This window comes from Rubrivivax rivuli (assembly GCF_004016505.1).
Lineage (GTDB): Bacteria > Pseudomonadota > Gammaproteobacteria > Burkholderiales > Burkholderiaceae_C > Rubrivivax > Rubrivivax rivuli.
In genome coordinates, this window is record NZ_SACR01000005.1 from 342,898 (window position 1) to 369,058 (window position 26,161).

A 26,161-nucleotide genomic window follows, 5' to 3' on the forward strand; every position below is an offset into this window, starting at 1 on the left:
GGACAGGGGTTGCGCTCAAGGCGCAGGGATGAAGGTGGCTTCGAACCAGCGCCGCACCAGCCGGCGTTCGTAGGCCATCTCGCCATCGGCGCTGTCGCGCGCTTGCAGCGAGCGGTGCAGGTAGTTCATGTCGACCAGGCGCTCTTCGCCGGTCTTGACCGTGCGCTCGCCGTCCTGCAGCGTGTAGCGCAGGGTGAGCACGGGCCAGTCGACGGTGCCGCGCATCACGCGCAGTTCGTGCCAGCCCCAGGGGCGGATCTCGCCGGCGAGGTCGACGTCGGTGACGTCGATGCGCAGGGTCTGCCCGTCGGGCAGGCGTGCCGCCAGGGTCTCGAACTGGGTGCTCAGTGTCTTCAGCACGCGTTCGCGGTCCCAGGTGCTGCGGCCGATGTCGGCGAACTGCTCGGGCTGCTGGTAGTTCACCACCACCTTGCCCGCGGCGTGCGCGGCAGGGGTGGCGCAGGCGGCAGCGGCCAGCAGCGCGGCGGTGCAGGCCGCGCGCGGCTTCGTCCAGAAGGTGCATCCGGTCATGGTTGGCTCCATCGCAGTGACGATGGCGCTCACTCTACGCCGCCCAGCTGTCCCTGAGGGTGGTGATGCGATTGAAGACCGGCGCCTCGGCCGAATGGTCGATGCGGTCGCTGATGAAGTAGCCGTGGCGCTCGAACTGGTAACGCGCTTCCCTCGGCGCACCGGCCAGCGAAGGCTCCAGCCAGCCCTGGGTGACGACCTTGCTCTTCGGGTTCAGCACCGTCAGGTGGTCTCGGCCGCCGGCCTCGGGCTGCGGCTCGCTGTAGAGCCGGTCGTAGAGGTTCAGCGTGGCCGGCACGCCGTCGGCCGCGGCCACCCAGGTGATGGTGCCCTTGACCTTCACGGCATCGGCGCCCGGCGTGCCGCTGCGGGTGTCGGGCACCACGCGGGCCAGCACGTTGTAGATCTCGCCGGTGTGCTGGTTGATCTCGTAGCCCGTGCACTCGATGACCAAGCCGTACTTCAGGCGCACGCGGTTGCCGGGGGTGACGTCGCCATCGGGCAGCAGGCGCGGCGGGAAGAGGCGGAAGAAGCCCTTGGGCGGCTCCATTTCGAAGTCGTCGCGCTCGATCCACAGCTCCTTGCCGAGCATGAAGCGGCGCTCGCCCAGTTCCGGCCGGGCCGGGTGTGCGGGGGCGGTGCAGGGCTCCAGGTGTTCATCGCTGCCGTAGACCTCGGCCCAGTTGGTGAGCACCAACTTGAGCGGGTCGAGCACGGCCATCGCCCGCGGCGCCTGGCCTTCCAGGTCGTTGCGCAGGCAGCCGTCGAGCACGCTGTAGTCGAGCCAGATGTTGCTCTTGCTGGCACCGCTGCCGTCGGCCATGGCGCGGATGGCCGCCGGCGTGTAGCCGCGCCGGCGCATGCCGAAGAGCGTGGGCATGCGCGGGTCGTCCCAGCCGGCCACGTGCCCTTCTTCCACCAGCTGGCGCAGCTTGCGCTTGCTGGTGACCACGTAGCTCAGGTTCAGGCGGCCGAACTCGTGCTGCCGGGGCAGCGGGTGGGCCAGCAGGCCGAGCGTGGCCAGGTTCTCGAGCAGCCAGTCGTAGAAGGGGCGCTGGTCTTCGAATTCCAGCGTGCAGATGCTGTGGGTGATCTGCTCCAGCGCGTCTTCGATGGGGTGCGCGTAGGTGTACATCGGGTAGATGCACCACCGGTCGCCGGTGTTGTGGTGGGTGGCGCGCTTGATGCGGTAGAGCGTGGGGTCGCGCAGGTTGATGTTGGGCGAGGCGAGGTCGATCTTGGCGCGCAGCACGGCGGCGCCGTCAGCAAGTTCGCCATCGCGCATCTGGCGCAGCCGGGCCAGGTTCTCTTCGGGCGTGCGGCTGCGGTAGACGCTGGGCGTGCCCGGCGTGGTGAAGTCGCCGCGGTTGGCGCGCATCTCCTCGGCGCTCTGCTCGTCCACGTAGGCCAGGCCGGCCGTCACCAGCGCCTCGGCGGCGCGGTACATGAAATCGAAGTAGTGGCTGGCGTAGAAAAGGTGGCTGGTGGTCTGGCCGCCGACTTCGGCGTTCCAGTCGAAACCCAGCCAATGCACGGCTTCCTTGATGGCGTCGACGTACTCCTGCTCTTCCTTCTCGGGGTTGGTGTCGTCGAAGCGCAGGTGGCACACGCCGCCGTAGTCGCGCGCCAGCCCGAAGTTCAGGCAGATGCTCTTGGCGTGGCCGACGTGCAGGTAGCCGTTGGGCTCGGGCGGGAAGCGGGTGCGGACCTTGGCGGCGTCCAGCGGGCCGGCGGCGTGGTGGGCGGCGTCGCCCGGCGTGCCGGCGAAACGGCGGCCTTGGTAAGTGCCCGCTTCCAGATCGCGCTCGATGATGCCGCGCAGGAAGTTGCTGGGCTTGGCCACCGCGGCGGCGCTGGGGACGGATTTTTTCGGGTCGGAGGCCATGCGTTCGCCGGGGCAACGGAGGCGCCGGATTCTATCGGGCGCCGGTGTGGCAAAACTTGAGGGCTGCAGGCTGGGCAGACTGCACGGTGCATCGAAGATGCGGGTGCACCGACATGTAATTCCACTCAAGCGTCCAGGAAGTGCTGCCGACAATAAATCATCGCCCTCAAGCGCCGTCGTGCCCCGTATCGAGGCCTTCGGCACAGCTCAGCAGTACCCGAGCACGTTGCAGGGTCTGCTGGCCGCACGGAGGGCACTTCTGGAGTGCCTGCAGTGAACGCCTTGAACAAACTGAATCTCGGTCCGCGCCTGGGCGTGGCCTTCGCCGCTGTCATCGGCCTGGCGGCGGTGGTGGTCGGCATCGGCATCAACCGCCTGGGGACGGTGACCGACGAACTCACGCTGATCGGCACCGACCGCGTGCCCAAAGTGCAGCAGGTGACGGCAGTCACCGACGACATGAACCTCGTCGCCCGCGAGTTGCGCAACGCCATCATCTTCAGCGAGGCGCAGAAGACCAGCGCTGCCATCGATGCAGCGGCGGCCGCCACCGAGAACATCGCCAAGACGCTGTCGGCTCTGGCGCCCACCATCACCAGCGACGAAGGCAAGCAGGTCCTGGCCGCGGTGATGGCGGCACGCGAGGCCTACATGCCGAAGCAGCAGCGTTTCATCGAGACCGTGCGGGGCGACAAGGAAAGCGCCATCGTGATGCTCGACACCGAGCTGCGCCCGGCCCAGCTGGCCTACATCGCGGCGCTGGACAAGCTGGAAGAACTGCAGATCGGGTTGATCAACGACGCGGCGCGCGCCGGCGAAGCGCAGTACGCCAAGGCCCGTGCGCTGATGCTGGGCCTGCTGGTGGCCATGGCGGCCCTCGGTGGCCTGCTCGGCTGGTGGATCACACGCTCCATCACCGGGCCCATCCTGGCGGCGGTGAACGTGGCCGAGCGCGTGGCCGACGGCGACCTGGGTTCGCGCATCGAGGCCCATGGCAACGACGAGACGGCCCGCCTGCTGGCCGCGCTGAAGCGCATGAACGAAGCGCTGGTGCGCATCGTCAGCACGGTGCGCAACAGCAGCGACAGCATCGCCACCGGCAGCGCCGAGATCGCCAGCGGCAATGCCGACCTGAGCCAGCGCACCGAAGAGCAGGCCAGCGCGCTGGAGCAGACCGCGGCCTCGATGGAGCAGCTGGGCAGCACCGTCAAACAGAACGCCGACAACGCCCGTCAGGCCAACCAGCTGGCCCAGAGCGCCAGCAGCGTGGCCGTGCAGGGGGGCGAGGTGGTCGGCCAGGTGGTCGACACCATGAAGGGCATCAACGAAAGCAGCCGCAAGATCGCCGACATCATCAGCGTCATCGACGGCATCGCCTTCCAGACCAACATCCTGGCGCTGAATGCCGCGGTGGAAGCGGCGCGCGCTGGCGAGCAGGGCCGCGGCTTCGCGGTGGTGGCTTCCGAAGTGCGCAGCCTGGCGCAGCGCAGTGCCGATGCGGCCAAGGAGATCAAGAGCCTGATCACCGCCAGCGTCGAGCGCGTGGAGCAGGGCACCGTGCTGGTGGACCGTGCGGGCAGCACGATGGAAGAAGTGGTGAATTCCATCCGCCGCGTGACCGACATCATGGGCGAGATCAGCAGCGCCAGCACCGAGCAGAGCCAGGGCGTGAACCAGGTCAGCGAGGCCGTGGGCCAGATGGACCAGGTGACGCAGCAGAACGCCGCGCTGGTGGAGCAAAGCGCCGCCGCGGCCGACAGCCTGAAACAGCAGGCGCAGCAACTGGTTTCGGCCGTGGCGGTGTTCAAGCTGGGCAGCGAAGGTGGCGCGCACGGCGGGGCCGCGAACGCGCCTCTGCCGGCGCTGAAGCACGCCACGCCTGCATTCACCAGCCCCACCAGCCTGCCAGCCGCTGCCTTGAAGGTGGAGCGCCGCGGCCCGAACCGCGCCACCAACGTGACACGCCCTGACTTCGGCAGCCGCAAGCCCGCCGCGGCCGCGCCCAGCCCGGCGGCCACGCCCGAACCGGCCGCGCGCACGGGCACGACCGACGAGTGGGAATCGTTCTGAGGCCGGCGCGCTGAAGCGCGCCGGGTCGAGAAAAAGGCGGCCCGCGGGCCGCCTTTGCTCTTCAGGGGCAGGACGCGCAGGTCCTGGACAGTGGCCCTGTCAGCAGCTGGCCGCCGGTGCCAGCGTTCGCGCGGTCTCCGCGTACTCCTCGATCTGGTCGAAGTTCATGTAGCGGTAGACCTTCTCGCCGTCCTTGTTGATCACGCCCATGTCGGCGTGGTACTCGGCCACCGTGGGCAGGCGGCCCAGCTTGGAGGCGATGGCCGCCAGTTCGGCCGAGGCCAGGAACACGTTGGTGTTCTTGCCCAGGCGGTTGGGGAAGTTGCGCGTGCTGGTGCTGACCACCGTGGCGCCTTCACGCACCTGGGCCTGGTTGCCCATGCACAGGCTGCAGCCCGGCATCTCGGTGCGTGCACCGGCGCTGCCGAAGTTGGCGTAGTGGCCTTCCTTGATCAGCTCGTCCTGGTCCATCTTGGTGGGCGGGGCCACCCACAGCTTGACCGGGATGTCGCGCTTGCCGGCCAGCAGGGTGCTGGCGGCGCGGAAGTGGCCGATGTTGGTCATGCAGCTGCCGATGAAGGCCTCGTCGATCTTGGTGCCCGCCACGTCCGACAGGAACTTCGCGTCGTCGGGGTCGTTGGGGCAGCAGAGGATGGGCTCCTTGATGGTGTCCATGTCGATCTCGATGACGTGCGCGTACTCGGCGTCGGCATCGGCCTCCAGCAGCGTGGGCGCGGCCAGCCAGGCTTCCATCTTCTCGATGCGGCGCTCCAGGCTGCGGCGGTCCTGGTAGCCGCCCGCGATCATGTTCTTCAGCAGCACGATGTTGCTGTTGAGGTACTCGATGATCGGTTCCTTGTTCAGCTTGATGGTGCAGCCGGCGGCGCTGCGCTCGGCGCTGGCGTCGCTGAGTTCAAAAGCCTGTTCCACCTTCAGGTTGGGCAGGCCTTCGATTTCCAGGATGCGGCCCGAGAACTCGTTGACCTTGCCGGCCTTGGCCACCGTCAGCAGGCCCTGCTTGATGGCAAACAGCGGAATCGCGTGCACCAGGTCGCGCAGCGTGATGCCGGGCTGCATGGTGCCCTTGAAGCGCACCAGCACGCTCTCGGGCATGTCCAGCGGCATCACGCCGGTGGCCGCGCCGAAGGCCACCAGGCCCGAGCCGGCCGGGAAGCTGATGCCGATGGGGAAACGCGTGTGGCTGTCGCCGCCGGTGCCCACGGTGTCGGGCAGCAGCATGCGGTTGAGCCAGCTGTGGATGACGCCGTCGCCCGGGCGCAGGCTGATGCCGCCGCGGTTGCTGATGAAGGCCGGCAGCTCGCGGTGCGTCTTCACGTCCACGGGCTTCGGGTAGGCCGCGGTGTGGCAGAAGCTCTGCATCACGAGGTCGGCGCTGAAGCCCAGGCAGGCCAGGTCCTTCAACTCGTCGCGTGTCATCGGGCCGGTGGTGTCCTGGCTGCCCACGCTGGTCATCTTGGGTTCGCAGTAGGTGCCGGGGCGCATGCCGGTGCCTTCGGGCAGGCCGCAGGCGCGGCCCACCATCTTCTGCGCCAGCGTGTACCCGGCCTTCGTGGCGGCCGGGGCCTGGGGCAGGCGGAACACGGTGCTGGCCGGCAGGCCCAGGAACTCGCGCGCCTTGGCCGTGAGGCTGCGGCCGATGATCAGGTTGATGCGGCCGCCGGCGCGCACCTCGTCGAAGAGCACGTCGCTGCGCAGCTTGAACTCGGTGACGGTCTGGCCACCCTTGGTGATCTTGCCGGCGTAGGGGTGGATGTCGATGACGTCGCCCATCTCCAGCGCCGTCACGTCCAGCTCGATGGGCAGCGCGCCGCTGTCTTCCTGCGTGTTGAAGAAGATCGGGGCGATCTTGCCGCCTAAAGTGACGCCGCCGAAGCGCTTGTTCGGCACGAAGGGGATGTCCTGCCCCGTGGCCCAGATCACGCTGTTGGTGGCGCTCTTGCGGCTGCTGCCGGTGCCCACCACGTCGCCGACGTAGGCCACGAGGTGGCCCTTCTTCTTCAGGTCTTCGATGAACTGCATCGGCCCGCGCTTGCCGTCTTCCTCGGGCTTGAAGGCCGCGCCGGGACGCGTGTTCTTCAGCATCGCCAGGTAGTGCAGCGGGATGTCGGGGCGGCTCCAGGCGTCGGGTGCCGGGCTCAGGTCGTCGGTGTTGGTCTCGCCCGGCACCTTGAAGACGGTGACGGTGATCGTCTGCGGCACCTCGGGGCGGGTGGTGAACCACTCGGCCTCGGCCCAGCTCTTCATCACTTCCTGTGCCTTGGCGTTGCCGGCCTTCGCCTTGGCGGCCACGTCGTTGAAGAAGTCGAACATCAGCAAGGTCTTCTTCAGGCCTTCGGCCGCGACGCCGGCCACTTCGGCGTCGTCCAGCAGTTCGATCAGCGGGTGGACGTTGTAGCCGCCGACCATGGTGCCCAGCAACTCGGTGGCCTTGGTCTTGCTGATCAGCGCCACGGCGATGTCGCCGTGCGCCACGGCGGCCAGGAAGCTGGCCTTCACCTTGGCGGCGTCGTCCACGCCCGGGGGCACGCGGTGCGTGAGCAGGTCCAGCAGGAACGCCTCTTCACCGGCGGGCGGGGCCTTGATCAGCTCGATGAGGGCGGCCACCTGCTTGGCGTCGAGCGGCAGCGGCGGGATGCCGAGCGCGGCGCGTTCGGCGGCATGTTGGCGGTAGGCTTGCAGCATGGGGTACGGCTCCGGAAGAAAGTGGGGAGTGGCGGGGTCAGCGCGTCATCAGGCCTGCGGCACGATGAGCTTGAGGCCCTTGAAGTAGTCGCGGTAGAAGCCCGCGTCACGGGTGATGAGGCCCTGGCACTGCAGCAGGGCGTGGGCGCCGATGAGGAAGTCGGCCACCACGCGCTCGCGACGGCCGCCGCGGTCGCGGAAGCGCCGCTGCATGTGGCCCGCGCGCACGGCGGCCTGTTCGCTGGTGGCCAGGTAGCGCACGCCAAAGGTGGCCAGCGGGTCCATCGCCGTCTCGCGCGTGTCGAGCATGGTCTGCACTTCGGCAATGACCGCGTCACAGACCACCACGTCGCCCTGGGCCAGCGCGTCGCCGATGGCATCGGCCGAGGCGGCGGCGAAGCGGGGGTCGTCGGTGAGCACGTCCAGCAGCACCGACGAATCGACGGCGATCAAGACCCGCCCTCCTCGGGCGGCGGGAAGGGGTCGCCGGGGGCGCGACCGCGCAGCGCCCGCATGGCTTCGTCGGTGCTTCTGAAGCCCTCGGCCAACTTGTAGCGGCCGCGCAGCTGGGCCAGGGCGACCGACACGTCCTTGCGCAGCACGATGCGGCCGCCTTCGAGCTCGATCTTGAGCTTGGTGCCTTTCGTCAGGCCCAAGGCATCACGCACGGCCTTGGGCAGGGTGATCTGCCCGCGTTCGGCAACGGTGGCTTCCATGCACGGCCTTTCTCGGTGAAGCCGGGTTGTCTGACAAACCCGGTATGCATCAACTATACATACTTGGGCCGGGCGTCACAAGGCACGGCCCCGCCGGCAGGCGGGCCGCGTAGCATGGCGCGGCCCCATCCGCCTGCCCTCGCCACAAGGCCGCCATGCCTGCTTCCGGGTCTGCCGAAGACGATCCCGACGCCACCGTCGTGCGGCCGCGCGCGGGCAGCACCATCACGCGCACGCAGGCGCTGCCGCCGCGCGCCCACCTCGGCCCCGACCCCAGCCTCGACCCCGATGCCACGGTGGTGAAGCCGCGCACGGCCCCGGTGGACCCCGACGCCACCGTGATCCTGCGCCCCGGCGCGGCGCCTGCCGTGCGCCTGCCCGAGCCGCGCCAGCTGCCGCTGGCGCTGGCGCTGGCGCCCGGCTTCCGGCTGCACGAGTACCGCATCGAGCGCGTGCTGGGCCAGGGCGGCTTCGGCATCACCTACCTGGCCACCGACGTGCACCTGAACAGCCAGGTGGCCATCAAGGAGTACCTGCCGGAGGAGATCGCCTTCCGCACCGGCGACCGCAGCATCAGCCCCAACGCCACCCAGCACCGCGACCGCTACCGCGAGGGGCTGGAGAGCTTCCTGGTGGAGGCGCGCACGCTGGCCACCTTCCGCCACCCCGCCATCGTGCGCGTGGCGCGCTTCTTCGAGGCCCACCGCACCGCCTACATGGTGCTGGAGTACGAGCAGGGCCAGCCCTTCAAGACCTGGTGGCCCGAGAACCGCCACCTCGGCGAGGCCGGCCTGATCGAACTGCTGCTGCCGCTGCTGGACGGCCTGGCCGCGGTGCACGAAGCCGGCTTCCTGCACCGCGACATCAAGCCCGACAACATCCAGGTGCGCGCCGCCGATGGCCGCCTGGTACTGCTGGACTTCGGCAGCGCGGGCCAGACCGTGGCCGTCGCCGGGCAGGGTGCCGTGGTGGTGACGCCGGGCTACGCGCCGCTGGAGCAGTACGGCTTCGGCCGCCAGGGCGCCTGGACCGATCTGTATGCGCTGGGCGCCACGCTCTACTGGGCCGTGACGGGCCGCAAGCCGCCCGACGCCGAGCTGCGCATGGCGAACCCGCGCAGCCACACGCCCGCCCTGGAGGCCGGCGCTGCCGCTGCTGGCGGCGTGGTCTACGGCCAGGCCTTCCTGCAGGCCATCGACTGGGCGCTGACGGTGGAGGTGGCCGAGCGCCCGCAGAGCGTGGCCGCGCTGCGCCGTGCGTTGTGCACCGACCACGTGGCCAGCCTCGACCTGCAGGAGGCCCTGCGCGACGGCGACACCCAGCCCGACGAAGCCCACCGCCCGCTGCGCGAGCGCCTGCGCACGCGGCTGCGGCGTTTCTTCGACACGCTGCTGCACCCGCCCTCGTGGCCGCTGGCGCTGAAGATGACGCTGGCGATGGTGGCCACGGCGCTGCTGCCCATGGGCGTGACGGCCGTCTACAACCTGCGCGCCGCGCAGGACGCGCTGACGGCGGGCGAGTTGCGCTTCGTCGAGCAAATCGCGCTGAGCTCGGCCGGGCGCATCTCGCAGTTCATCACCGACCACCGGCATCTCGCGCGGGTGCTGGCCAGCGAAGGCGAGTTGCTGCAGGCCGTGGCCTCGGCGCCGGCCGCCTCGGCATCGGCGCCCGCCGCGCCGGCGGTGGACGAGAAGTTCGGCCGCTTCGTGCGGGCCAACCCCGACCTCGAGCGCGTCTGGCTGGCCGATGCCCGCGGCCTGGTGCGGGCCAGCAGCGACGCCGCGCTGCTGGGGGCCGATGTCGCGCAGGCCGCGTGGTTCCGTGAAGCCGTGCAGGGCCGCGCCCACACGGGCGACCTCGCCCTGGGCCGTGACGAGACGCTGCCCGGCATGGTGCTCGCGCAGCCGGTGGCCGCGGCCGACGGCACGGTGGCCGGTGTGCTGGCGCTGCGCGTTCGCGGCAGCTCGCTGGTCACCATCGTGGACGAGGTGCGCAACGACGCCTCGCTCACGCCTTTCCTGCTCGACCGCGATGGCGTGGTGCTGCACCACCTGCAGGAAGACCTGGTCTACCGCAGCCTGGTGCCCCTGCCCCCCGAGCGCCAGGCCGCGCTGGCGGCCGAGCAGCGTTTTCGGCGCGAGCGCATCGAGAGCCTGGACGAGACCGCACTGGCCGCGGCCGTGCTGGGGGCGCAGCGCACCGGCCATGTGGCCTACCGCTCGGCCGTGCACGGGCGTGAAGAGATCGCCGGCTACGCCCCGGTGGCGGCGCACGACTGGGTGGTGGGCGTGGCCAAGAGCCGCACCGACTTCGAGGCGCCGCTGCAGCCGCTGAACACCCAGCTCTTGTGGAGCGTGCTGCTGGTCGGCCTGCTCTTCACCGGCCTGGCGCTGCGCTTCGCGCGCAGCATCGTGCGCCCGGTGCGCGCGCTGACGCAGGCCGCGGCGGCGCTGAAGGAAGGCCAGTACGAGGCCGCCGGCGTGGAGGTGAAGCGCCGCGATGAGCTGGGCCAGCTGGGCCGCACCTTCAACGTGATGATCGACGTGCTGCGTCAGCGCGACCGCGAGCGCCGGCGCGAAGGCGGCTGAACGCGGGCCGCTCAGGCCGGCGGCGGTGGCGCCTCGGGTTCGCCGGCGTCCAGCATGCGCTGCAGCAGCTCGTCGAAGCGCGCCAGGTCCAGGGGTTTGGCGATGTAGCCGTCGAAGCCGGCGGCCAGCACGCGCTTCACGTCGTCGGCCATGGCCTGCGCCGTCACGGCCACCACCGGCATGCGGCGCGTGGACTCGTCGGCACGCAGCCGTGCCAGCACCTGGAAGCCGTCGAGATCGGGCAGGTGGATGTCGAGCAGCAGCAGGTCGGGCTGGTGCGAACGCGCCAGGTCCAGGCCCAGGCTGCCCGAGGGCGCCATCAGCAGCTCCACGCCGACGTGGCGCGCCACGATCTGTTCCACCAGCTTCAGGTTGGCCGGGTTGTCCTCGACGTAGAGCACCCGCCCGCGGCGGCCCGGCCGCGGCGGCGGTGCGGCCACGCCCGGCGTCAGCAGCGGCGGGGGCGGGTCGGCGAGCTGGTCGCTGGGCAGCTCCACCCAGAACTCGCTGCCCACGCCAGGGGTGCTGTGCACGCCGATGCGCCCGCCCATCATCGCCACCAGGCGCTGGCTGATGCTCAGGCCGATGCCGGTGCCCTCGGCCGTGCTGCCGCTGACGCGGCTGAAGGGCTGGAAGAGCTGCGGCAGGCTGTGCGCCGCGATGCCGATGCCGCTGTCGCGCACGCGGATGCGCACGGTGAACATGTCCTGCACCTGCGCTTCCACCTGCACCGTGCCGCCGGCGCGGTTGTACTTGACGGCGTTGCTCAGCAGGTTGAGCAGCACCTGCTTCAGGCGCAGGCGGTCGGCGCGCACCACCAGGCCCTGCAGCGGCGCCACGCCGAGCGTGACCTCGCGCTGCTGCGCCAGCGGCTGCACCAGCGCGTGCGTCTCGCGCACCAGGTCGGCCAGGGGCAGCGGCTCGGGTGAGAGGCTCAGCCGGCCCGATTCGATGCGTGCGAGGTCGAGCACCTCGTTGATCAGCGTCAGCAGGTGGTGCCCGGCACGCAGGATCTCGTGCACGTAGCCGGCACTGCGTGCATCGAGATGGCGGTCGAGCTGCAGCAGCTGCGAGAAGCCCAGGATGGCGTTCATCGGCGTGCGCAGCTCGTGGCTCATGCTGCTGAGGAACTCGCCCTTGGCGCGGCTGGCCTGCTCGGCCAGGTCGCGCGCGGCGATGAGCTCGTGCGTGCGCTCCTCCACCAGGCGTTCGAGCTCGTCGCGGTGGCGTTGCAGCTCCTGCTCGGCGGCCACGCGCTCGGTCACGTCCAGCAGCGTGCCCACCATGCTGAGCGGAACGCCCGTGGCCGGGTCGCGCACCAGCTCTGCACGGGCGTGCAGGGTGCGAAGCTGGCCTTCGCGCGTGAGGGCGCGGTACTGCACGTCATAGGGACCCGTGCCCTGCAGGGCCTCGAGGTGGTGTTGAACGACCTTCTCGGCGTCTTCGGGGTGCACATAGCGCATGAACTCGGCGTCGGGCACCACGTTCTCCGACGTGGGCACGCCGAAGAGCCGGCAGGTCTCGTCCGACCACACGCTCTGGCGCGAGGCGGCGTCCCAGCGCCAGCTGCCCAGGTGCGCCAGGCGCTGCGCCTGCTGCAGCACGGTGTCGCGCTCGCGCAGCTGGTGCTCGGCCTGCTTGCGCTGCGTGATGTCGCTGATGAAGCCGCTCCAGACCGTGCTGCCGTCGGGCAGGCGCTCGGGCATGGCCCGCCCGTGCAGCCACTTCGGCGCCTCGCCGGGGACGATCACCCGGTACTCGCAGTCCCAGATCGCCAGCGACTGCGCAGAGGCCTGGATGCTCTGCACCACCCGGGGCAGGTCATCGGGGTGTCCGATGGCGAAGGCTGCGGACGCGTCTTCGCGCACGCTCTCGGGGCTGAGGCCATAGATTTCGCGCAGGCGATCGCTGGCATAGCTGAAGAACGAGCTGCCGTCGGGCCGCAGCACGAACTGGTAGACGACGCCCGGCACCTGCGCCGCGATGCGGCTCAGTCGCTGCTCGCGCTCTGCCAGGGCGGCCTGCAGCGCCTGCTGCTGGGCGATGTCGGCGTTGCGCTGGGCCACGGTCTGCTGCAGCTCTCGGCGCTGCCGGCGCAACTCCAGCTGCGTCATGACCTGGCGCGACAGCGCGGCCAGGGCCTGCGACTGGGCGGGCGTGATCTGGCGCGGCGCGTGGTCCAGCACGCACAGCGTGCCCAAGGCGTGGCCTTCGGGGCTGAGCAGCGGTGCCCCGGCGTAGAAGCGGATGTGATCGGCACCCTGCACCAGCCGGTTGTCGGTGAACCGCGGGTCGGTGCTGGCGTCGTTGACCACCATCACCTCGCCGGGCCGGCGCAGCGCGTGGTCGCAGAAGGCCTCGCTGCGGGGGGTGCTCTCCAGCGCCGTGCCGACACGGGCCTTGAACCACTGTCGGCCGGTGTCCACCAGGCTCACCAGCGCGATGGGCGTGCCCAGCATCGACGCGGCCAGTTGCGCGATGTCGTCGAAGTCCTGCTCGGGCCCGGTGTCGAGCACCTCGTAGCGCTGCAGGGCGGCGAGGCGTTCGGTTTCGTCGGGGAGCGGGGGGAGGTCGGCCACGGTGTCTGCAAGTCGGCGGCGCCAATGTACCCGAGGCACCCCGGTGGCATCGAAGAAGCTCAGCCGGGCCACAGCCCTTGCAGCGTGGCCCTGAAGCGTTCGGCCGCGGTCGGTGGGGGCGTGCGGCGGCGACCGGCGCTGTAGACGGCCGCGAAAGGCCTTGTGGGCGCTGCGAAGACAGTCGCGTCGAGCAGCCTTGCAGCGGGCAGGCCGATGAGCGCGGGGTCTGCGGTGTCCAGCACGACGAAGTCGGCCCGCGCGCCAGCCTGCAGGCCCCATGCGCCGAGACCCGCGGCGGCCGCGCCGCCGGCCCGCACGGTCTCGAACAACCGCGCCGCGGTGGCCGGCTGGCGGCCGGGGGCCGCGGCCACGTTGCGCTGTCGCCGCACCAGCCGCTGGCCGTACTCCAGCCAACGCAGCTCTTCCGGCCAGGTGCGCGTGACCTGGCTGTCGCTGCCCAGGCTCAGCGGCACGCCGGCGGCCAGCCAGCGTGGCAGGTCGCAAAAACCATCGCCGAGGTTGGCCTCGGTGCCCGGGCACAGCACCACCCCGGCGCCGCTGGCCGCCACGCCGTCGATCTCGGCCGGCGTGGCGTGGGTGGCGTGTACCAGCTGCCAGCGGGTGTCGAGCAGACCTTCGTGCAGCAGCCAGGCGATGGGGCGGTGGCCGGTGTGGGCCAGGCAGTCGTCGACCTCGGCCGTCTGCTCGGCCACGTGGATGTGCACGGGGCCGGGGTCGCCGGCGTTCAACACGGCCAGTTCGCGCAGCGACGCGGGCCGCGCGGCGCGCAGCGAATGCAGCGCCAGGCCGGCGCTCACCTGCGGCAGCGCCCAGCCGCGGAGGGCCTCGCGCCAGCGCAGCACGGTGTGCAGGTCGGTGGCGAAACGGCGCTGGTCGTCGCGCAGCGCCGGCTGGGCGAAACCGGCGCGTTCGTAGAGCACCGGCAGCAGCGTGAGGCCCATGCCGGTGGCCTGCGCGGCCTCGGCCAGCGCGCGGGCCATGGCCAGATCGTCACCGCCGTGTTCGCCGTAGCGCCGGCCGTCGGGCGCGTGGTGCAGGTAATGGAACTCGCAGGTGTGCGTGTAGCCGCCGGCCAGCAGCTCGGTGTAGAGGTGCTGGGCCACGTCGAACAGCTGCTCGGGCGTGAGGCGCAGGGCCACGCCGTACATGCGGTCGCGCCAGCTCCAGAAATCGTCACGCTCGCTGTCGCGCTGCTCGGCCAAGCCGATGAAGGCGCGCTGGAAGGCGTGGCTGTGCGCGTTGACGAGCGCCGGCAGCACCCGCCCGGGCAGGTGCTCGGCGTCGCTGGGGGCCGGCGTGCCGGGCGTCACCGCGGCCCAGTGGCCGTGGGTGTCGGCCTGCAGCAGCACGTCGGCGGCCCAGGCGCCGTTCACCCAGGCCGCGGGCGCCCACCAGCGTGTGGCGGCTGTGCTCATGCGCCCGGCCGCCAGGCGATCAGCGCCTGCACCAGCGCCTGCAGCAGCGGGCGCACTTCCTCGGCACGCGCGTCGTTCCAGGCCGATGGTGTTTCGTCCATGTAGGCGCGCCAGCACATCTCCAGCTGCACGGCGTGCACGCCCTCGGCTGGGCGGCCGTGCTCGCGCGTGATGTGGCCGCCCTTGAAGCGGCCGTCCATCACGTGGCTGTAGCGGTCTTGCGCAGCGAACACGGCCTGCACCTGCGCGCGCAGCGAAGGCGCGCAGCTCGCGCCGTTCACGGTGCCGATGTTCATGTGCGGCAACGTGCCCTCGAACAGCCAGGGCAGCTCGCTCTTGATGCTGTGCGCGTCCAGCAGCACGGCGTGGCCGTGGGCGGCACGCAGGCGCGCCAGCTCGTCGTGCAGCGCCTGGTGGTAGGGCTGCCAGTAGGCGAAGACGCGCCGGCGCACCTCGGCCTCGTCGGGCGCCTGGCCTTCGCGGTAGAGCGGCTCGCCGGTGAAGTGGCGCGTGGGGCAGAGCTCGGTGTTGTTCTGGCCCGGGTACATGGGCCGGTTGTCGCTGGCGCGGTTCAGGTCGATGAGGTAGCGGCTGTGCACCGGCACCAGCACGCTGGCGCCCAGCGGCTCGGCGAAGGCGTAGAGGCGGTCGAGGAACCAGTCGGTGTCTTCGACGTCCAGCGCTCGCTCGGTGTAGCGCGCACGCTGCTGCGGCGGTATCTGCGTGCCCACGTGCGGCATGCTGATCAGCAGCGGCTGCGTGCCGAGGTGCAGGGTGTGGGTGGCGGTGCTCATGGCGTGATGATCTCCCGGCCGCCTTGCACCACCCGCGGGCGGGGGCCTTGGCCGAAACGGTAGGCCAGCTCGCGCGGGTGCTCGGCGTCCCAGACGGCGAAGTCGGCGCGTTGGCCGGCGGCCAGCACACCGCGGTCGGCCAGGCCCAGTGCGCGCGCGGCGTTCACCGTCACGCCGCGCCAGGCTTCCTCCGGCGTCAGGCGGAAGAACGTGCAGGCCATGTTCAGCATCAGCAGCAGGCTCAGGCAGGGCGAGCTGCCGGGGTTGTGGTCGGTGGCGATGGCGATGGGCACGCCGGCGTCGCGCAGCGCCTGAACCGGCGGCCGCTTCGTTTCGCGCAGGAAGTAGAAGGCGCCGGGCAGCAGCACCGCCACCGTGCCGGCCTGGGCCATCGCGTGGATGCCGGCGGGGCTGAGGTGCTCCAGGTGGTCGCAGCTCAGCGCGCAGTGGCGGGCAGCAAGGGCGGCGCCGTTCTGGTCTGACAACTGCTCGGCGTGCAGTTTCACGGGCAGCCCCAGCGCCTGGGCGGCTTGGAAGACGCGCTCGGTCTGCGCGGGGGTGAAGCCGATGGTGTCGCAGAAGGCGTCGACCGCGTCCACCAGGCCGGCGGCGTGCTGGCCGGCGAGCCAGGTGATGGCCGCATCGATGTAGTCGTCGGCGCGGCCGGCGAACTCGGGCGGCAGCGCGTGCGCGGCCAGCGAGGTGGTGCGCACGGTGAGCGGCAGTTCACGGCCCAGGCGCCGCGCCACGGCGAGGCAGCGCGCTTCGTCGGCTTGCGTGAGGCCGTAGCCCGACTTGATCTCCACCGTGGTCACGCCCTCGGCCATCAGCGCACGGGCGCGCCGGGCGGCGGCCTGGAACAGCGCTTCGTCGCTCGCGGCGCGGGTGGCCGCCACCGTGCTGCGGATGCCGCCGCCGGCGCGGGCGATGTCTTCGTAGCTCGCGCCCTGCAGGCGTTGCTCGAACTCGGCCGCGCGGTCGCCGCCGTAGACGAGGTGGGTGTGGGCATCGATGAGGCCCGGGGTGACCAGCGCGCTCTGCAGGTCTTGGACCTGCAGGCCTGCCGGCAGACCGGCCGGCAGCGCCGAGTCAGGCCCCACCCAGCGCAGCGTGTCGCCCTCGACCCACAGCGCCGCGTCTTCGATCCAGCCCCAGGCCGTGCCGGCCTGGAAGCTGGCCAGGCGCGCGTGGCGCCAGAGCGTGGATCGGGGGGGGGCGGGTCTCATCGTGAGAAGTGCGTCAGGGGTTCGAAGGCCAGCCACCAGCCGCTGTCGCCGGCGCCGGTCAGCTGCCAGGCTTCGGCCTCGGTGTCGTCGCTGTCGCGCCACCACAGGCTGCCAGAGGGCAGCGCCTGCGGGGAGGCTGCACCGCAAGCCAGCCTGGCACCGCCGATGGTGAAGCAGGCGCGCAGGGGCGCGCGCGAGACCCAGGGCACACCGGCCACCGCGCGGCCCATCTCGGCGCGGCCGGCGTCCTGCCGCGCCATCAGGTTGAGGTCGAGCGTGGTGCCGGCCAGCAGCGTGCAGCCGGGCGCCAGCGCGCCGTCGAAGTGCAGCGGCGGGCTGTCGGGCGTAAGCACCCGCGGGCCGTCGGGGAAACCGAGTGCCACGCCCGCGCCCTGCAGCACGCAGAACCAGCGCGCGATGCCGGGGTAGGCACTGAAAGGGCCGCTGCGGGCGATCTCGGCCACGCTGATGCGCAGTTGCCAATCCTGCGCCGTGGAACCCGGCGGCCACAACAGCAGCTCGCGCGTGAGCCCGCCGCCGTTCTTCCACGGCACTGCGGGCACCTCGGCCAGGGTCACCAGTGCCTTCATGGCTGGAACTCGCCCTGCAGGCTGTAGAGCGCGCCCGGGTGCACCAGCCGCGCCAGCGTGATGGGCCCGCGACGGCTGAAAGTGCGGCGCAGCATCACCAGACATGGCGCGTCTTTGGCGATGCCCAGCAGCCGCGCTTCCTGGGCGGTGGGCTGCTGCGCCTCCACCGTGTACTGCGCGCGCCACAGCGCGGTGTGCTGGAAGAGGTAATGCGTGGGCGTGGTGGTGCTGAAGTCGGCCTGCAGGTAGCCCGGCGCCTCGGCCGGGTTGACGTAGCGGTCTTCGCACTGCAGCGGCTGGCCGTTCTCCAGATGGACGATGAGGGTGTGGAAGACCTCGGCCCCCGGCGCCAGGCCCAGCTGCGCGGCCAGCGCGGCGGGGGCGGCCTCGGCCTGCTGCAGGTGTACCACCGCGCGGTGCACGTGGCCGCGGGCGACGATCTCGTCGTGCAGGTCGTGGATGGTGAGCGTGCTGCTCACGCGGTGCAGTGGCGCGGCGAAGGTGCCCACGCCCTGGCTGCGCTGCACCAGGCCCTCGGCCTGCAGCTCGCGCAGCGCGCGGTTCACCGTCATGCGGCTGACGCCGAACTCGGCCACCAGCTCGGTTTCAGACGGCATCAGCGCGCCCGGCGGCCAGCGCCCGCTGGCCAGACCGTCTTTCAGGTGCTGCTTGACGCGGGCATAGGGCGCCTGCGTCAAGGTCGGGGTGGCGAGGGTGTCGGCCATGGCTGCATGCTACTTGCCTAGGCTTGTCTAGACAAGTACAGTGCGCCCACTTCCTGGAGGCCCGCCATGACCGACCTGTCCAACCTTGCCCACCTTGCCGGCCCTGCCGGAGGTACCCCGGCCGGCCCGCGCACGGTGCGCGCCCCGCGCGGCGCCGAGATCAGCTGCGCCAACTGGCTGATCGAAGCCGCGCTGCGCATGCTGCAGAACAACCTCGACCCAGAGGTGGCCGAGAACCCCGACGCCCTGGTGGTCTACGGCGGCATCGGCAAGGCGGCGCGCAACTGGGCCTGCTTCGACGCCATCGTCCAGAGCCTGAAGCAGCTGAAGCCCGACGAGACCCTGCTCATCCAGAGCGGCAAGCCGGTGGGCGTGTTCCGCACGCACGAGAACGCGCCGCGTGTGCTGCTGGCCAACAGCAACCTGGTGCCCAAGTGGGCGACCTGGGAACACTTCAGCGAGCTCGACCGCAAGGGTTTGATGATGTACGGCCAGATGACGGCCGGCAGCTGGATCTACATCGGCAGCCAGGGCATCGTGCAGGGCACCTACGAGACCTTCGTGGAAGCCGGCGTGCAGCATTACGGTGGTGATCTTTCGGGCCGCTGGATCCTCACCGCCGGCCTGGGCGGCATGGGCGGCGCGCAGCCGCTGGCGGCCAGTTTCGCGGGCGCGAGCAGCCTGACCATCGAATGCCAGCAGAGCCGCATCGATTTCCGCCTGCGCAGCCGCTACGTCGACGAGCAGGCCACCGATCTCGACGACGCGCTGGCGCGCATCCAGAAGTACACCGCCGAGAAGAAGGCCGTGAGCATTGCGCTGCTGGGCAACGCGGCCGAAGTGCTGCCCGAACTGGTGCGGCGCGGCGTGAAACCCGACCTCGTCACCGACCAGACCAGCGCGCACGACCTCGTCAACGGCTACCTGCCCGCCGGCTGGAGCGTCGCGCAATGGAAGGCGGCCGCGGCCGACCCCGCCCAGCACGCCGCGCTGCGCGCCGCCGCCGCCCAGGGCTGCGCCGTGCACGTGCAGGCCATGCTCGACTTCCAGGCCATGGGCGTGCCCACGGTCGACTACGGCAACAACATCCGCCAGGTGGCGCTGGATGCCGGCGTGAAGAACGCGTTTGCCTTCCCTGGCTTCGTGCCCGCCTACGTGCGGCCGCTCTTCTGCCGCGGCAAGGGCCCCTTCCGCTGGGTGGCACTGAGCGGCGACCCGGAAGACATCCGCAAGACCGACGCGAAGATGAAGGAGCTATTCCCGCAAGACGCGCACCTGCACCGCTGGCTGGACATGGCCGGCGAGCGCATCGCCTTCCAGGGCCTGCCGGCGCGCATCTGCTGGATCGGCCTGGGCGAGCGCCACCGCGCCGGCCTGGCTTTCAACGAGATGGTGAAGAGCGGCGAGCTGAAGGCGCCCATCGTGATCGGGCGTGACCACCTGGACAGCGGCAGCGTCGCCAGCCCCAACCGCGAGACCGAGGCCATGCAGGACGGCAGCGACGCCGTGAGCGACTGGCCGCTGCTCAACGCCCTGCTGAACACCGCCGGCGGCGCCACCTGGGTGAGCCTGCACCACGGCGGTGGCGTGGGCATGGGCTACAGCCAGCACAGCGGCGTGGTGATCGTCTGCGACGGCACCGACGAAGCCGCGCAGCGGATCGAGCGCGTGCTGTGGAACGACCCGGCCACGGGTGTGATGCGCCATGCCGATGCCGGCTATGAAAGCGCGGTCGCCTGCGCCCAAGAACAAGGCTTGAACCTGCCCATGATCACGAAGGCCTGAACGCCATGCTGCTGCGCCCCGGACAACTTTCGCTCGAAGAACTGCAGGCCATCCACGGCCTCGGACACGAGCGCCCGCAACCCCTGTTGATGGACCCGGCGGCCCTGCCTGCCATCCAGGCCAGCGCCGCCGTGGTACGCCGCGCCGCCGAAGGCAGCGAGGCCGTCTACGGCGTCAACACCGGCTTCGGCAAGCTGGCCAGCACGCGCATCAGCGAGGCCGACCTCGCCACGCTGCAGTGGAACCTGATCCGCAGCCACAGCGTGGGCGTGGGCGAGCCGCTCTCGGCGCCGGTGCTGCGCCTGATGCTGGCGATGAAAGCAGCAAGCTTGGCGCGGGGGCACAGCGGTGTGCGACCGGTGGTTATCGACACCTTGCTGGCCGTGCACAACGCGGGCTTGGTGCCTTACGTGCCGAGTCAAGGCAGCGTGGGCGCGAGTGGCGACCTGGCGCCGTTGTCACACATGACGCTGGCGCTGATGGGCGAAGGCGAGTTCGTGGTGGGCAACACCCGCCGCCCGGCCGCCGAGGTGCTGCGCGAACACGGCATCGCCCCGCTGCAACTGCAGGCCAAGGAAGGCCTGGCGCTGATCAACGGCACGCAGACCAGCGCCGCGCTGGCGCTGCACGCGCTCTTCAGCTTCGAGCCTGTGCTGGAAGCCGCGCTGGTGGTGGGCGCGCTGACGGTGGACGCCGCGCGCGGCAGCGACGGCCCCTTCGACCCGCGCATCCACGCGCTGCGCGGCCAGCCGGGGCAGATCGACGTGGCGCAGTACTACCGCCAGCTGCTGGCCGGCAGCGCCATCCGCAAGAGCCACGAAGAGGGCGACGACCGCGTGCAAGACCCCTACTGCCTGCGCTGCCAGCCGCAGGTGGTGGGCGCCTGCCTCGACCAGCTGCGCCACGCCGCCCTGGTGCTGCTGCGGGAAGCCAACGCGGTGACCGACAACCCGCTCGTGTTCTTCGAAGACGGGGCGATGATCAGCGGCGGCAACTTCCACGCCGAGCCCGTGGCACTGGCTGCGGATGCGATGGCCAACGCCATTGCCGAAGTGGGCGCCATCGCCGAGCGACGCATCGCCATGCTGATCGACAGCGGCGTGTCACGCCTGCCGCCTTTCCTCACGCCCAACGCGGGGCTGAACAGCGGTTTCATGATCGCGCACGTCACCGCCGCCAGCCTGGCCAGCGAAAACAAGAGCCTGGCCCACCCGGCCAGCGTGGACAGCCTGCCCACCAGCGCGAACCAGGAAGACCACGTCAGCATGGCCACCTTCGCGGCGCGGCGGCTGCAGCCCATGATCGAGAACGTGGCCCACATCCTCGGCATCGAGCTGCTGGCCGCGGCGCAGGGCGTGGATTTCCTGCGCCCTTTGCAGAGTTCGCCGCCGCTGGAGCAGGCGCACGCGCTGCTGCGCGCCACCTGCCCGCCGATGATGGAAGACCGCTACCTCGCGCCCGACATCGCCACCGCCAGCGCGCTGGTGCGCAGCGGCCGGCTGGCGCAGGTGCTGCGCGGGCTGGAAGGCCTGCCGGTGCTGTGGACACCGGTGTGACCTCCACCGGCGCAGCGCGCGGGGGCTGAAACAGCTGCTGACGTCTGCTACAGCCGGGGCCGGGGGTTCCGCGCCTAGGATGGACCCATGCAGCTCGGCCCCCACCCCACACGCCGCCTGTGCCTGCACACCGGGGCGGCGCTCGGTCTGCTCACGCTCGGCGCCTGCGCGGGCGGGCCGGCCGGGCAGCCCGGCGGCAGCGCGGCGCCTGCCGCAGCCCGAACGACGGGCAACCCCGCCGCCAACCCGGGCGGTGCCGGCAACGCCAGCGCGGCCAAGCCGCCGTCGCTGAGTGTCGAGCGCGACTGGCTGCGCGCCTGGTTCGAAGGCACGCCGGTGGTCATCGAGCAGCGTGGCGATGGCCCCTTGAGCGTGCAGGTGCCGCTGGCCTTCAGCTTCGAGCCGCGCCGCGCCACCGTGAAACCGGCCCTGGCCGCCGTGCTGGACAAGCTGGCGCAGAGCCTGCGCCGCACGCGCGCCGTGCTCCCGCTGATGTCAGCGCCCGCTGACCCTGGCGGGAGCCCCGCGCTGGCCGTGCAGCGCGCCACGGCGGTGCGGGCGCATCTGCTCTCGCGCGGCGTGCCCATCGCGCAGCTGGGGCCGCCCGCGGCCGCCGCTGGCGACAGCGTGCAACTGCGCGCCGAGCTCGACCCCGCCTGAGGCCGCGGGCCGGCTTCAGGCCCGCGTGAAGCGCAGCAGCCGCCCTTTGTAGCCGCCGCCCGGCACGCCCAGCTTCTCTTCGGCCACCGCGGCGAAACCCAGCGCCGCCAGCCCGCGCTGCAGCGGGCCGCGGTTGCCGCGGTCGGGGTCCACCACCCACACCTCGGCCGCGGGCAGCGCGTGGCGGCCGATGAAGCCGGCCAGCAGCACGCCGGCCTCGCGTTCGTAGAGCACGTCGCTGGCCACCAGCAGGCCGTAGCGGCCGTGCACGGCGCCGGTCCAGCGTGCACCGTCCAGCGGCCCGGCGCGCGCCGGCAGCGCCCATTCGCCGTGGCGGTAGGCCATGGGCGGCAGCGCGTTCAGGCGCAGGTTGTGCGCGAGGAAGGCCGCGGCCAGCGGGTGCTTGTCGCTGGCCGTCACGTCCATGCCGCGGCGGTGCGCCACCAGGCTGGCCAGCGCCAGGCCGCAGCCGATCTCCAGCACGCGCTGCCCCGGCTGCAGCGGGTGCAGGGCCAGGCACGCGGCCAGGTGCAGCGCCGAGGGCCACACCAGCCCGAACAGCGGCCAGGCGGCGGAAGAGATGCCCAGCGCCTCGGCGGCCCCTTGCGGGTCGCTGAACTGCTGGCGGTCGAGCAGGCAGCGGATGTGCAGGTCGGCGGCGCCGGTGATGGCGATGCGGCCTTGCTGCGTGCGGTAGCCGGGCATGGGCGCCCGGCGGGCCGGGTGGGTGATGTCGCCTGCGGTGCAGGTGCGGGCCGAGTATGGGCCGGCGGCGCCCCGGGCGCGGGTCTTGCGACAATCACAGGCTCAGGAGAACCCCCGCCGTGACCCACATCCTTCAGAACCTGCCCGCCGGCCAACGTGTCGGCATCGCCTTCTCGGGCGGCCTCGACACCTCCGCCGCCGTGCACTGGATGCGCGCCAAGGGCGCCATTCCCTGCGCCTACACCGCCCACCTCGGCCAGCCCGACGAGAGCGACTACGACGAGATCCCGCGCAAGGCCAAGGCCTACGGCGCCGACATTGCCCGGCTCATCGACTGCCGCGCCCAGCTGGTGGCCGAGGGCATCGCTGCCATCCAGTGCAGCGCCTTCCACATCAGCACCGGCGGCCAGACCTACTTCAACACCACGCCGCTGGGCCGCGCCGTCACCGGCACCGCGCTGGTGGTGGCCATGCGCGACGACGGCGTCAACATCTGGGGCGACGGCAGCACCTACAAGGGCAACGACATCGAGCGCTTCTACCGCTACGGCCTGCTGGCCAACCCGGCGCTCAAGGTCTACAAGCCCTGGCTCGACCAGACCTTCATCGACGAACTGGGCGGTCGCAAGGAGATGAGCGAGTACCTCATCGCGCACGGCTTCGACTACAAGATGTCGGTGGAGAAGGCCTACAGCACCGACAGCAACATGCTCGGCGCCACGCACGAGGCGAAAGACCTCGAGTTCCTGAACAGCGGCATGCACATCGTCAAGCCCATCATGGGCGTGGCCTTCTGGCGTGATGACGTCGAGGTGAAGCGCGAGACCGTGAGCGTGCGCTTCGAAGAAGGCGTGCCCGTGGCGTTGAACGGCCGCACTTTCGCCAACGCGGTGGAGCTGTTCGCCGAGGCCAACGCCATTGGCGGCCGCCACGGCCTGGGCATGTGCGACCAGATCGAGAACCGCATCATCGAAGCCAAGAGCCGCGGCATTTACGAAGCCCCGGGCATGGCGCTGCTGCACATCGCCTACGAGCGCCTGGTCACCGGCATCCACAACGAAGACACCATCGGCCAGTACCGCGCCAACGGGCGTGTACTGGGCAAGCTGCTGTACCAGGGCCGCTGGTTCGACCCGCAGTGCCTGATGCTGCGCGAAACGGCGCAGCGCTGGGTCGCGCGCGCCATCACCGGCGAGGTGACGCTGGAGCTGCGCCGCGGCAACGACTACAGCATCCTCAACACCGAAAGCCCCAACCTCACCTACGCGCCCGAGCGCCTGAGCATGGAGAAGGTGGAAGGCGCCTTCACGCCGGCCGACCGCATCGGCCAGCTGACCATGCGCAACCTCGACATCCAGGACACGCGCGCCAAGCTCGGCATCTACAGCGCCACCGGGCTGCTGGGTGCGGGCAGCGAAGGTTCGGTGTCGCTGCTGGCCGGGCCGGCGGCCGACTGACCCCACGGCGCGGCCGGGCCCAGCCCCGGCCGGCGCGGCAGGGCTACATGCCCTTGAAGAGGTGGGCGTAGAGCCGGCTGACCGTCAGCGTCTCGGGCCTGCCGCGCAGCGTGAGCGTGACCTTGCCCGATTCTTCGCGCCGCGCCGTCACCACCGCGCGCGCCTGCACCACGGTGCCGCGGTGCACCTGCCAGAACACGGCCGGGTCCAGCTGCGGCAGCAGTTCCTTCAGCGAGGCGCGCACCAGGTGTTCACGCTGCGCCGTGACCACGCGCACGTACTTGTCGGCGGCCTCGAAATACAGCACCTCGTTGACGGGCACCAGGTGCACGAGGTTGCCCACCTGCGCCTGGATGACTTCCAGCCGCGGCGCCGAGGGGGTGTTGCCGCCCACCGCGCTGCCGCTGCCCAAGAGCGCGCGCAGCTGCGCCACCGCGGCCTGCAAGGCATCGGCCGGCACGGCCGCCGGCGCTGCAGCGGCCGGCGCGCCGCGCTGGGCCAGGCGTGCCTGAAGTCGCGCGATGCAGGCCGCCAGGCGCTGGCGGTCCACTGGCTTGACGAGGTAGTCCACCGCCTGCGCCTCGAAGGCCTGCACGGCGTAGTCGTCGTAGGCCGTCACGAAGACCAGCAGCGGGAAAGGCGCGCCGCTGCCGTCGGCCGCCGGCTCGGGCCAGTCTTCGGCCAGCGCCTGCGCGGCTTCCAGGCCGGTGCTGCCGGGCATGCGGATGTCGAAGAAACAGACGTCGGGTTGCAGCGCCAGGGTCTGCTCGGCGGCGCGATGGCCGTCGCCCACCATCGCCACCACGTCCAGCGTGGGCCACAGCGTGGCGAGTTCGGCGCGCAGGCCGGCGGCCAGCAGGGGTTCGTCTTCGGCGATCAGCGCGCGGGCGGCGGGCGTGTTCATCGGTCAGGGCTTCCGAGGGTTTCAGGGTTCGGGATCGGCAACACCAGCGTCACCAGCGCGCCGCCTTCGGCATCGACGGCCGGGCTGAGGGTGAGGCTGGCGGCTGCGCCGTAGAGCGTGCGCAGCCGGGTGCGCACCTGCTCCAGGCCGAAGCCCGAGCCGGGCGCGGCGGTGTCTGGCGCGTGGCCCAGGCCCACGCCGGTGTCACGCACCTGCAGCACCAGTTGCGCGCCTTGCGGCCCGGCTTCGCGGCGGGCGCTCACGTCCAGCCGGCCGCCGTCCACCTTGGGTTCCAGCCCGTGCTTGATGGCGTTCTCCACCAGCGGCTGCAGCAGCAGCGGCGGCAGCGGCAGCGCGGCCAGCTCGGGCGGCAGTTGCAGGTTCACCTGCAGGCGCGGGCCCATGCGCACGGCCATCAGCGCGAGGTAGTCGTCGGTGTGGCGGAACTCCTCGGCCAGCGGGTGCAGCGCCTGGCGCGAGGCCGCCAGCGTGGCCCGCAGAAAGCCGATCAGCCGGTCGAGCATGGCCTGCGCGCGCTGCGGGTCCAGGCCGATGAGCACGCGCAGGTTGGCCAGCGTGTTGAAGAGCATGTGCGGTTCCAGCTGGCTCTGCAGCAGGCGCAGCTGGTTCTCGGCGGCCTGGCGCTGGGCGGCCTCGGCCTGGGCACGGGCGCTGGACAGGCGCTCCAGCGTGCCGATGAAGACCATGGTGAAGATGGTGGCCAGCAGGGTGATGACCAGCGTGATGCGCGAGCTCGGCCCGAAGTTCAGCAGGCTGGGCGAATGCAGGCCGGTGAACTGGTCGCCCAGCCACATGCCGCTGGAAGGGCCCAGCAGCACCGCCAGCAGGCCGCCGGGCACCACGCCGCGCCAGCCGTTGACGGCATGCGGCTCGTCCAGCGGCTGGCCGCGGGCGGTGCGGATGCGGTCGACCACCCAGCACCAGGCCACCCGGGTGCCGTCGACGATTGCGGTGCAGGTGATGCCGATGCAGGCCGAGTAGATGAGCTTGGGCCAGAAGCCCCGGCCGTCCAGCGCGGTGAGGAAGAGCGCGATGCCCAGCGACAACCCGGCCAGGATCAACGCCGTGCGAGGGCCTTCCTTGCGCAGGCGGTGCAGGGCCACCTGCACCGCCGTGGCGGGGGCGGTCGGCGCTGTGGGCGCGGTGGGCGTGACGCGGGGCGGCTCGGTCGTCGGCATGGCGGCATTGTCGGTGCCACCCAGCGCCTTGTTGCCGCGGCGGCGACGAAGC

20 protein-coding genes are annotated in these 26,161 nt (G+C 71.3%); 6 read left to right on the forward strand and 14 right to left on the reverse strand.

Annotated features, from left to right (window positions below):
- Positions 1 to 15: 15 nt before the first annotated feature.
- Together EOE66_RS17540 and EOE66_RS17545 are read right to left on the reverse strand one after the other, a co-directional pair.
- Positions 16 to 531: a DUF3016 domain-containing protein gene (locus EOE66_RS17540; RefSeq protein WP_164885153.1), complete on the reverse strand. Its 516-nt coding sequence runs from the start codon at positions 529 to 531 to the stop codon at positions 16 to 18.
- Between the two features lie 34 nt (positions 532 to 565).
- The gene (locus EOE66_RS17545) at positions 566 to 2,416 is read right to left on the reverse strand and encodes a glutamine--tRNA ligase/YqeY domain fusion protein (protein WP_128230013.1); all 1,851 of its coding nucleotides are present in this window, start codon (positions 2,414 to 2,416) and stop codon (positions 566 to 568) included.
- 273 nt (positions 2,417 to 2,689) lie between these two features.
- Here EOE66_RS17545 and EOE66_RS17550 point away from each other — a divergent pair, with 273 nt between their 5' ends.
- Entirely contained in the window at positions 2,690 to 4,486 is a 1,797-nt protein-coding gene (locus tag EOE66_RS17550; protein WP_245479090.1) for a methyl-accepting chemotaxis protein, read from the forward strand.
- A gap of 99 nt (positions 4,487 to 4,585) precedes the next feature.
- Here the strand turns inward: EOE66_RS17550 and acnB are convergent, their stop codons facing one another.
- From acnB to EOE66_RS17565, 3 genes are read right to left on the reverse strand one after another with little or no spacing between them, the layout of a single operon-like run.
- Complete coding sequence (acnB, locus tag EOE66_RS17555; RefSeq protein ID WP_128230014.1) at positions 4,586 to 7,189, reverse strand: bifunctional aconitate hydratase 2/2-methylisocitrate dehydratase; 2,604 nt, start codon at positions 7,187 to 7,189, stop codon at positions 4,586 to 4,588.
- Between the two features lie 48 nt (positions 7,190 to 7,237).
- The gene (locus EOE66_RS17560) at positions 7,238 to 7,642 is read right to left on the reverse strand and encodes a type II toxin-antitoxin system VapC family toxin (RefSeq protein ID WP_128230015.1); all 405 of its coding nucleotides are present in this window, start codon (positions 7,640 to 7,642) and stop codon (positions 7,238 to 7,240) included.
- A complete protein-coding gene (locus EOE66_RS17565) occupies positions 7,639 to 7,905 on the reverse strand; it encodes an AbrB/MazE/SpoVT family DNA-binding domain-containing protein (RefSeq protein ID WP_128230016.1) in 267 nt (88 codons plus the stop codon). The genes EOE66_RS17560 and EOE66_RS17565 overlap by 4 nt, the downstream gene beginning before the upstream one ends.
- A 155-nt stretch (positions 7,906 to 8,060) precedes the next feature.
- On the opposite strand from EOE66_RS17565, the gene EOE66_RS17570 reads away from it, so the two are divergent.
- On the forward strand, positions 8,061 to 10,493 hold the full coding sequence (locus tag EOE66_RS17570) for a serine/threonine protein kinase (protein ID WP_128230017.1): 2,433 nt from the start codon (positions 8,061 to 8,063) through the stop codon (positions 10,491 to 10,493).
- Positions 10,494 to 10,504: 11 nt separating this feature from the next.
- Here the strand turns inward: EOE66_RS17570 and EOE66_RS17575 are convergent, their stop codons facing one another.
- Genes EOE66_RS17575 through hutC form a run of 6 tightly spaced genes read right to left on the reverse strand, consistent with a single transcriptional unit; the run spans position 10,505 to position 17,843 of the window.
- Positions 10,505 to 13,072, reverse strand: a complete 2,568-nt coding sequence (locus tag EOE66_RS17575; protein WP_128230018.1) for an ATP-binding protein — start codon at positions 13,070 to 13,072, stop codon at positions 10,505 to 10,507.
- Positions 13,073 to 13,131: 59 nt separating this feature from the next.
- Positions 13,132 to 14,508: a formimidoylglutamate deiminase gene (gene hutF / locus EOE66_RS17580; RefSeq protein WP_128230019.1), complete on the reverse strand. Its 1,377-nt coding sequence runs from the start codon at positions 14,506 to 14,508 to the stop codon at positions 13,132 to 13,134.
- On the reverse strand, positions 14,505 to 15,302 hold the full coding sequence (gene hutG / locus EOE66_RS17585) for an N-formylglutamate deformylase (protein WP_128230020.1): 798 nt from the start codon (positions 15,300 to 15,302) through the stop codon (positions 14,505 to 14,507). Before hutG ends, hutF begins: the two co-directional genes overlap by 4 nt.
- On the reverse strand, positions 15,299 to 16,528 hold the full coding sequence (gene hutI / locus EOE66_RS17590) for an imidazolonepropionase (protein ID WP_128230021.1): 1,230 nt from the start codon (positions 16,526 to 16,528) through the stop codon (positions 15,299 to 15,301). The genes hutG and hutI overlap by 4 nt, the downstream gene beginning before the upstream one ends.
- Positions 16,525 to 17,118, reverse strand: a complete 594-nt coding sequence (locus EOE66_RS17595) for a HutD/Ves family protein (protein ID WP_164885154.1) — start codon at positions 17,116 to 17,118, stop codon at positions 16,525 to 16,527. Before EOE66_RS17595 ends, hutI begins: the two co-directional genes overlap by 4 nt.
- A complete protein-coding gene (hutC, locus tag EOE66_RS17600) occupies positions 17,115 to 17,843 on the reverse strand; it encodes a histidine utilization transcriptional repressor HutC (RefSeq protein ID WP_128230023.1) in 729 nt (242 codons plus the stop codon). Before hutC ends, EOE66_RS17595 begins: the two co-directional genes overlap by 4 nt.
- A 66-nt stretch (positions 17,844 to 17,909) precedes the next feature.
- Between hutC and hutU the strand changes: the two genes are divergently transcribed.
- The 3 genes from hutU to EOE66_RS17615 all read left to right on the forward strand — a co-directional run bounded on the left by hutU (position 17,910) and on the right by EOE66_RS17615 (position 21,844).
- Positions 17,910 to 19,628 carry a urocanate hydratase gene (gene hutU / locus EOE66_RS17605; protein ID WP_128230024.1) on the forward strand — a complete coding sequence of 573 codons (1,719 nt, stop codon included), beginning with the start codon at positions 17,910 to 17,912 and terminating at the stop codon, positions 19,626 to 19,628.
- Positions 19,629 to 19,633: 5 nt separating this feature from the next.
- Positions 19,634 to 21,184, forward strand: a complete 1,551-nt coding sequence (hutH, locus tag EOE66_RS17610; RefSeq protein ID WP_128230025.1) for a histidine ammonia-lyase — start codon at positions 19,634 to 19,636, stop codon at positions 21,182 to 21,184.
- An 87-nt stretch (positions 21,185 to 21,271) separates the two neighbouring features.
- A complete protein-coding gene (locus EOE66_RS17615) occupies positions 21,272 to 21,844 on the forward strand; it encodes an OmpA family protein (RefSeq protein WP_128230026.1) in 573 nt (190 codons plus the stop codon).
- A 15-nt stretch (positions 21,845 to 21,859) separates the two neighbouring features.
- Here the strand turns inward: EOE66_RS17615 and EOE66_RS17620 are convergent, their stop codons facing one another.
- Positions 21,860 to 22,549 carry a class I SAM-dependent methyltransferase gene (locus EOE66_RS17620; RefSeq protein ID WP_128230027.1) on the reverse strand — a complete coding sequence of 230 codons (690 nt, stop codon included), beginning with the start codon at positions 22,547 to 22,549 and terminating at the stop codon, positions 21,860 to 21,862.
- A 119-nt stretch (positions 22,550 to 22,668) separates the two neighbouring features.
- Between EOE66_RS17620 and argG the strand changes: the two genes are divergently transcribed.
- Complete coding sequence (argG, locus tag EOE66_RS17625; RefSeq protein WP_128230028.1) at positions 22,669 to 24,006, forward strand: argininosuccinate synthase; 1,338 nt, start codon at positions 22,669 to 22,671, stop codon at positions 24,004 to 24,006.
- Between the two features lie 43 nt (positions 24,007 to 24,049).
- Here argG and EOE66_RS17630 read toward each other — a convergent pair whose 3' ends face one another.
- Together EOE66_RS17630 and EOE66_RS17635 are read right to left on the reverse strand one after the other, a co-directional pair.
- On the reverse strand, positions 24,050 to 24,910 hold the full coding sequence (locus EOE66_RS17630) for a LytR/AlgR family response regulator transcription factor (protein WP_128230029.1): 861 nt from the start codon (positions 24,908 to 24,910) through the stop codon (positions 24,050 to 24,052).
- Positions 24,907 to 26,109 carry a sensor histidine kinase gene (locus EOE66_RS17635; protein ID WP_128230030.1) on the reverse strand — a complete coding sequence of 401 codons (1,203 nt, stop codon included), beginning with the start codon at positions 26,107 to 26,109 and terminating at the stop codon, positions 24,907 to 24,909. The genes EOE66_RS17630 and EOE66_RS17635 overlap by 4 nt, the downstream gene beginning before the upstream one ends.
- Positions 26,110 to 26,161: the final 52 nt, after the last annotated feature.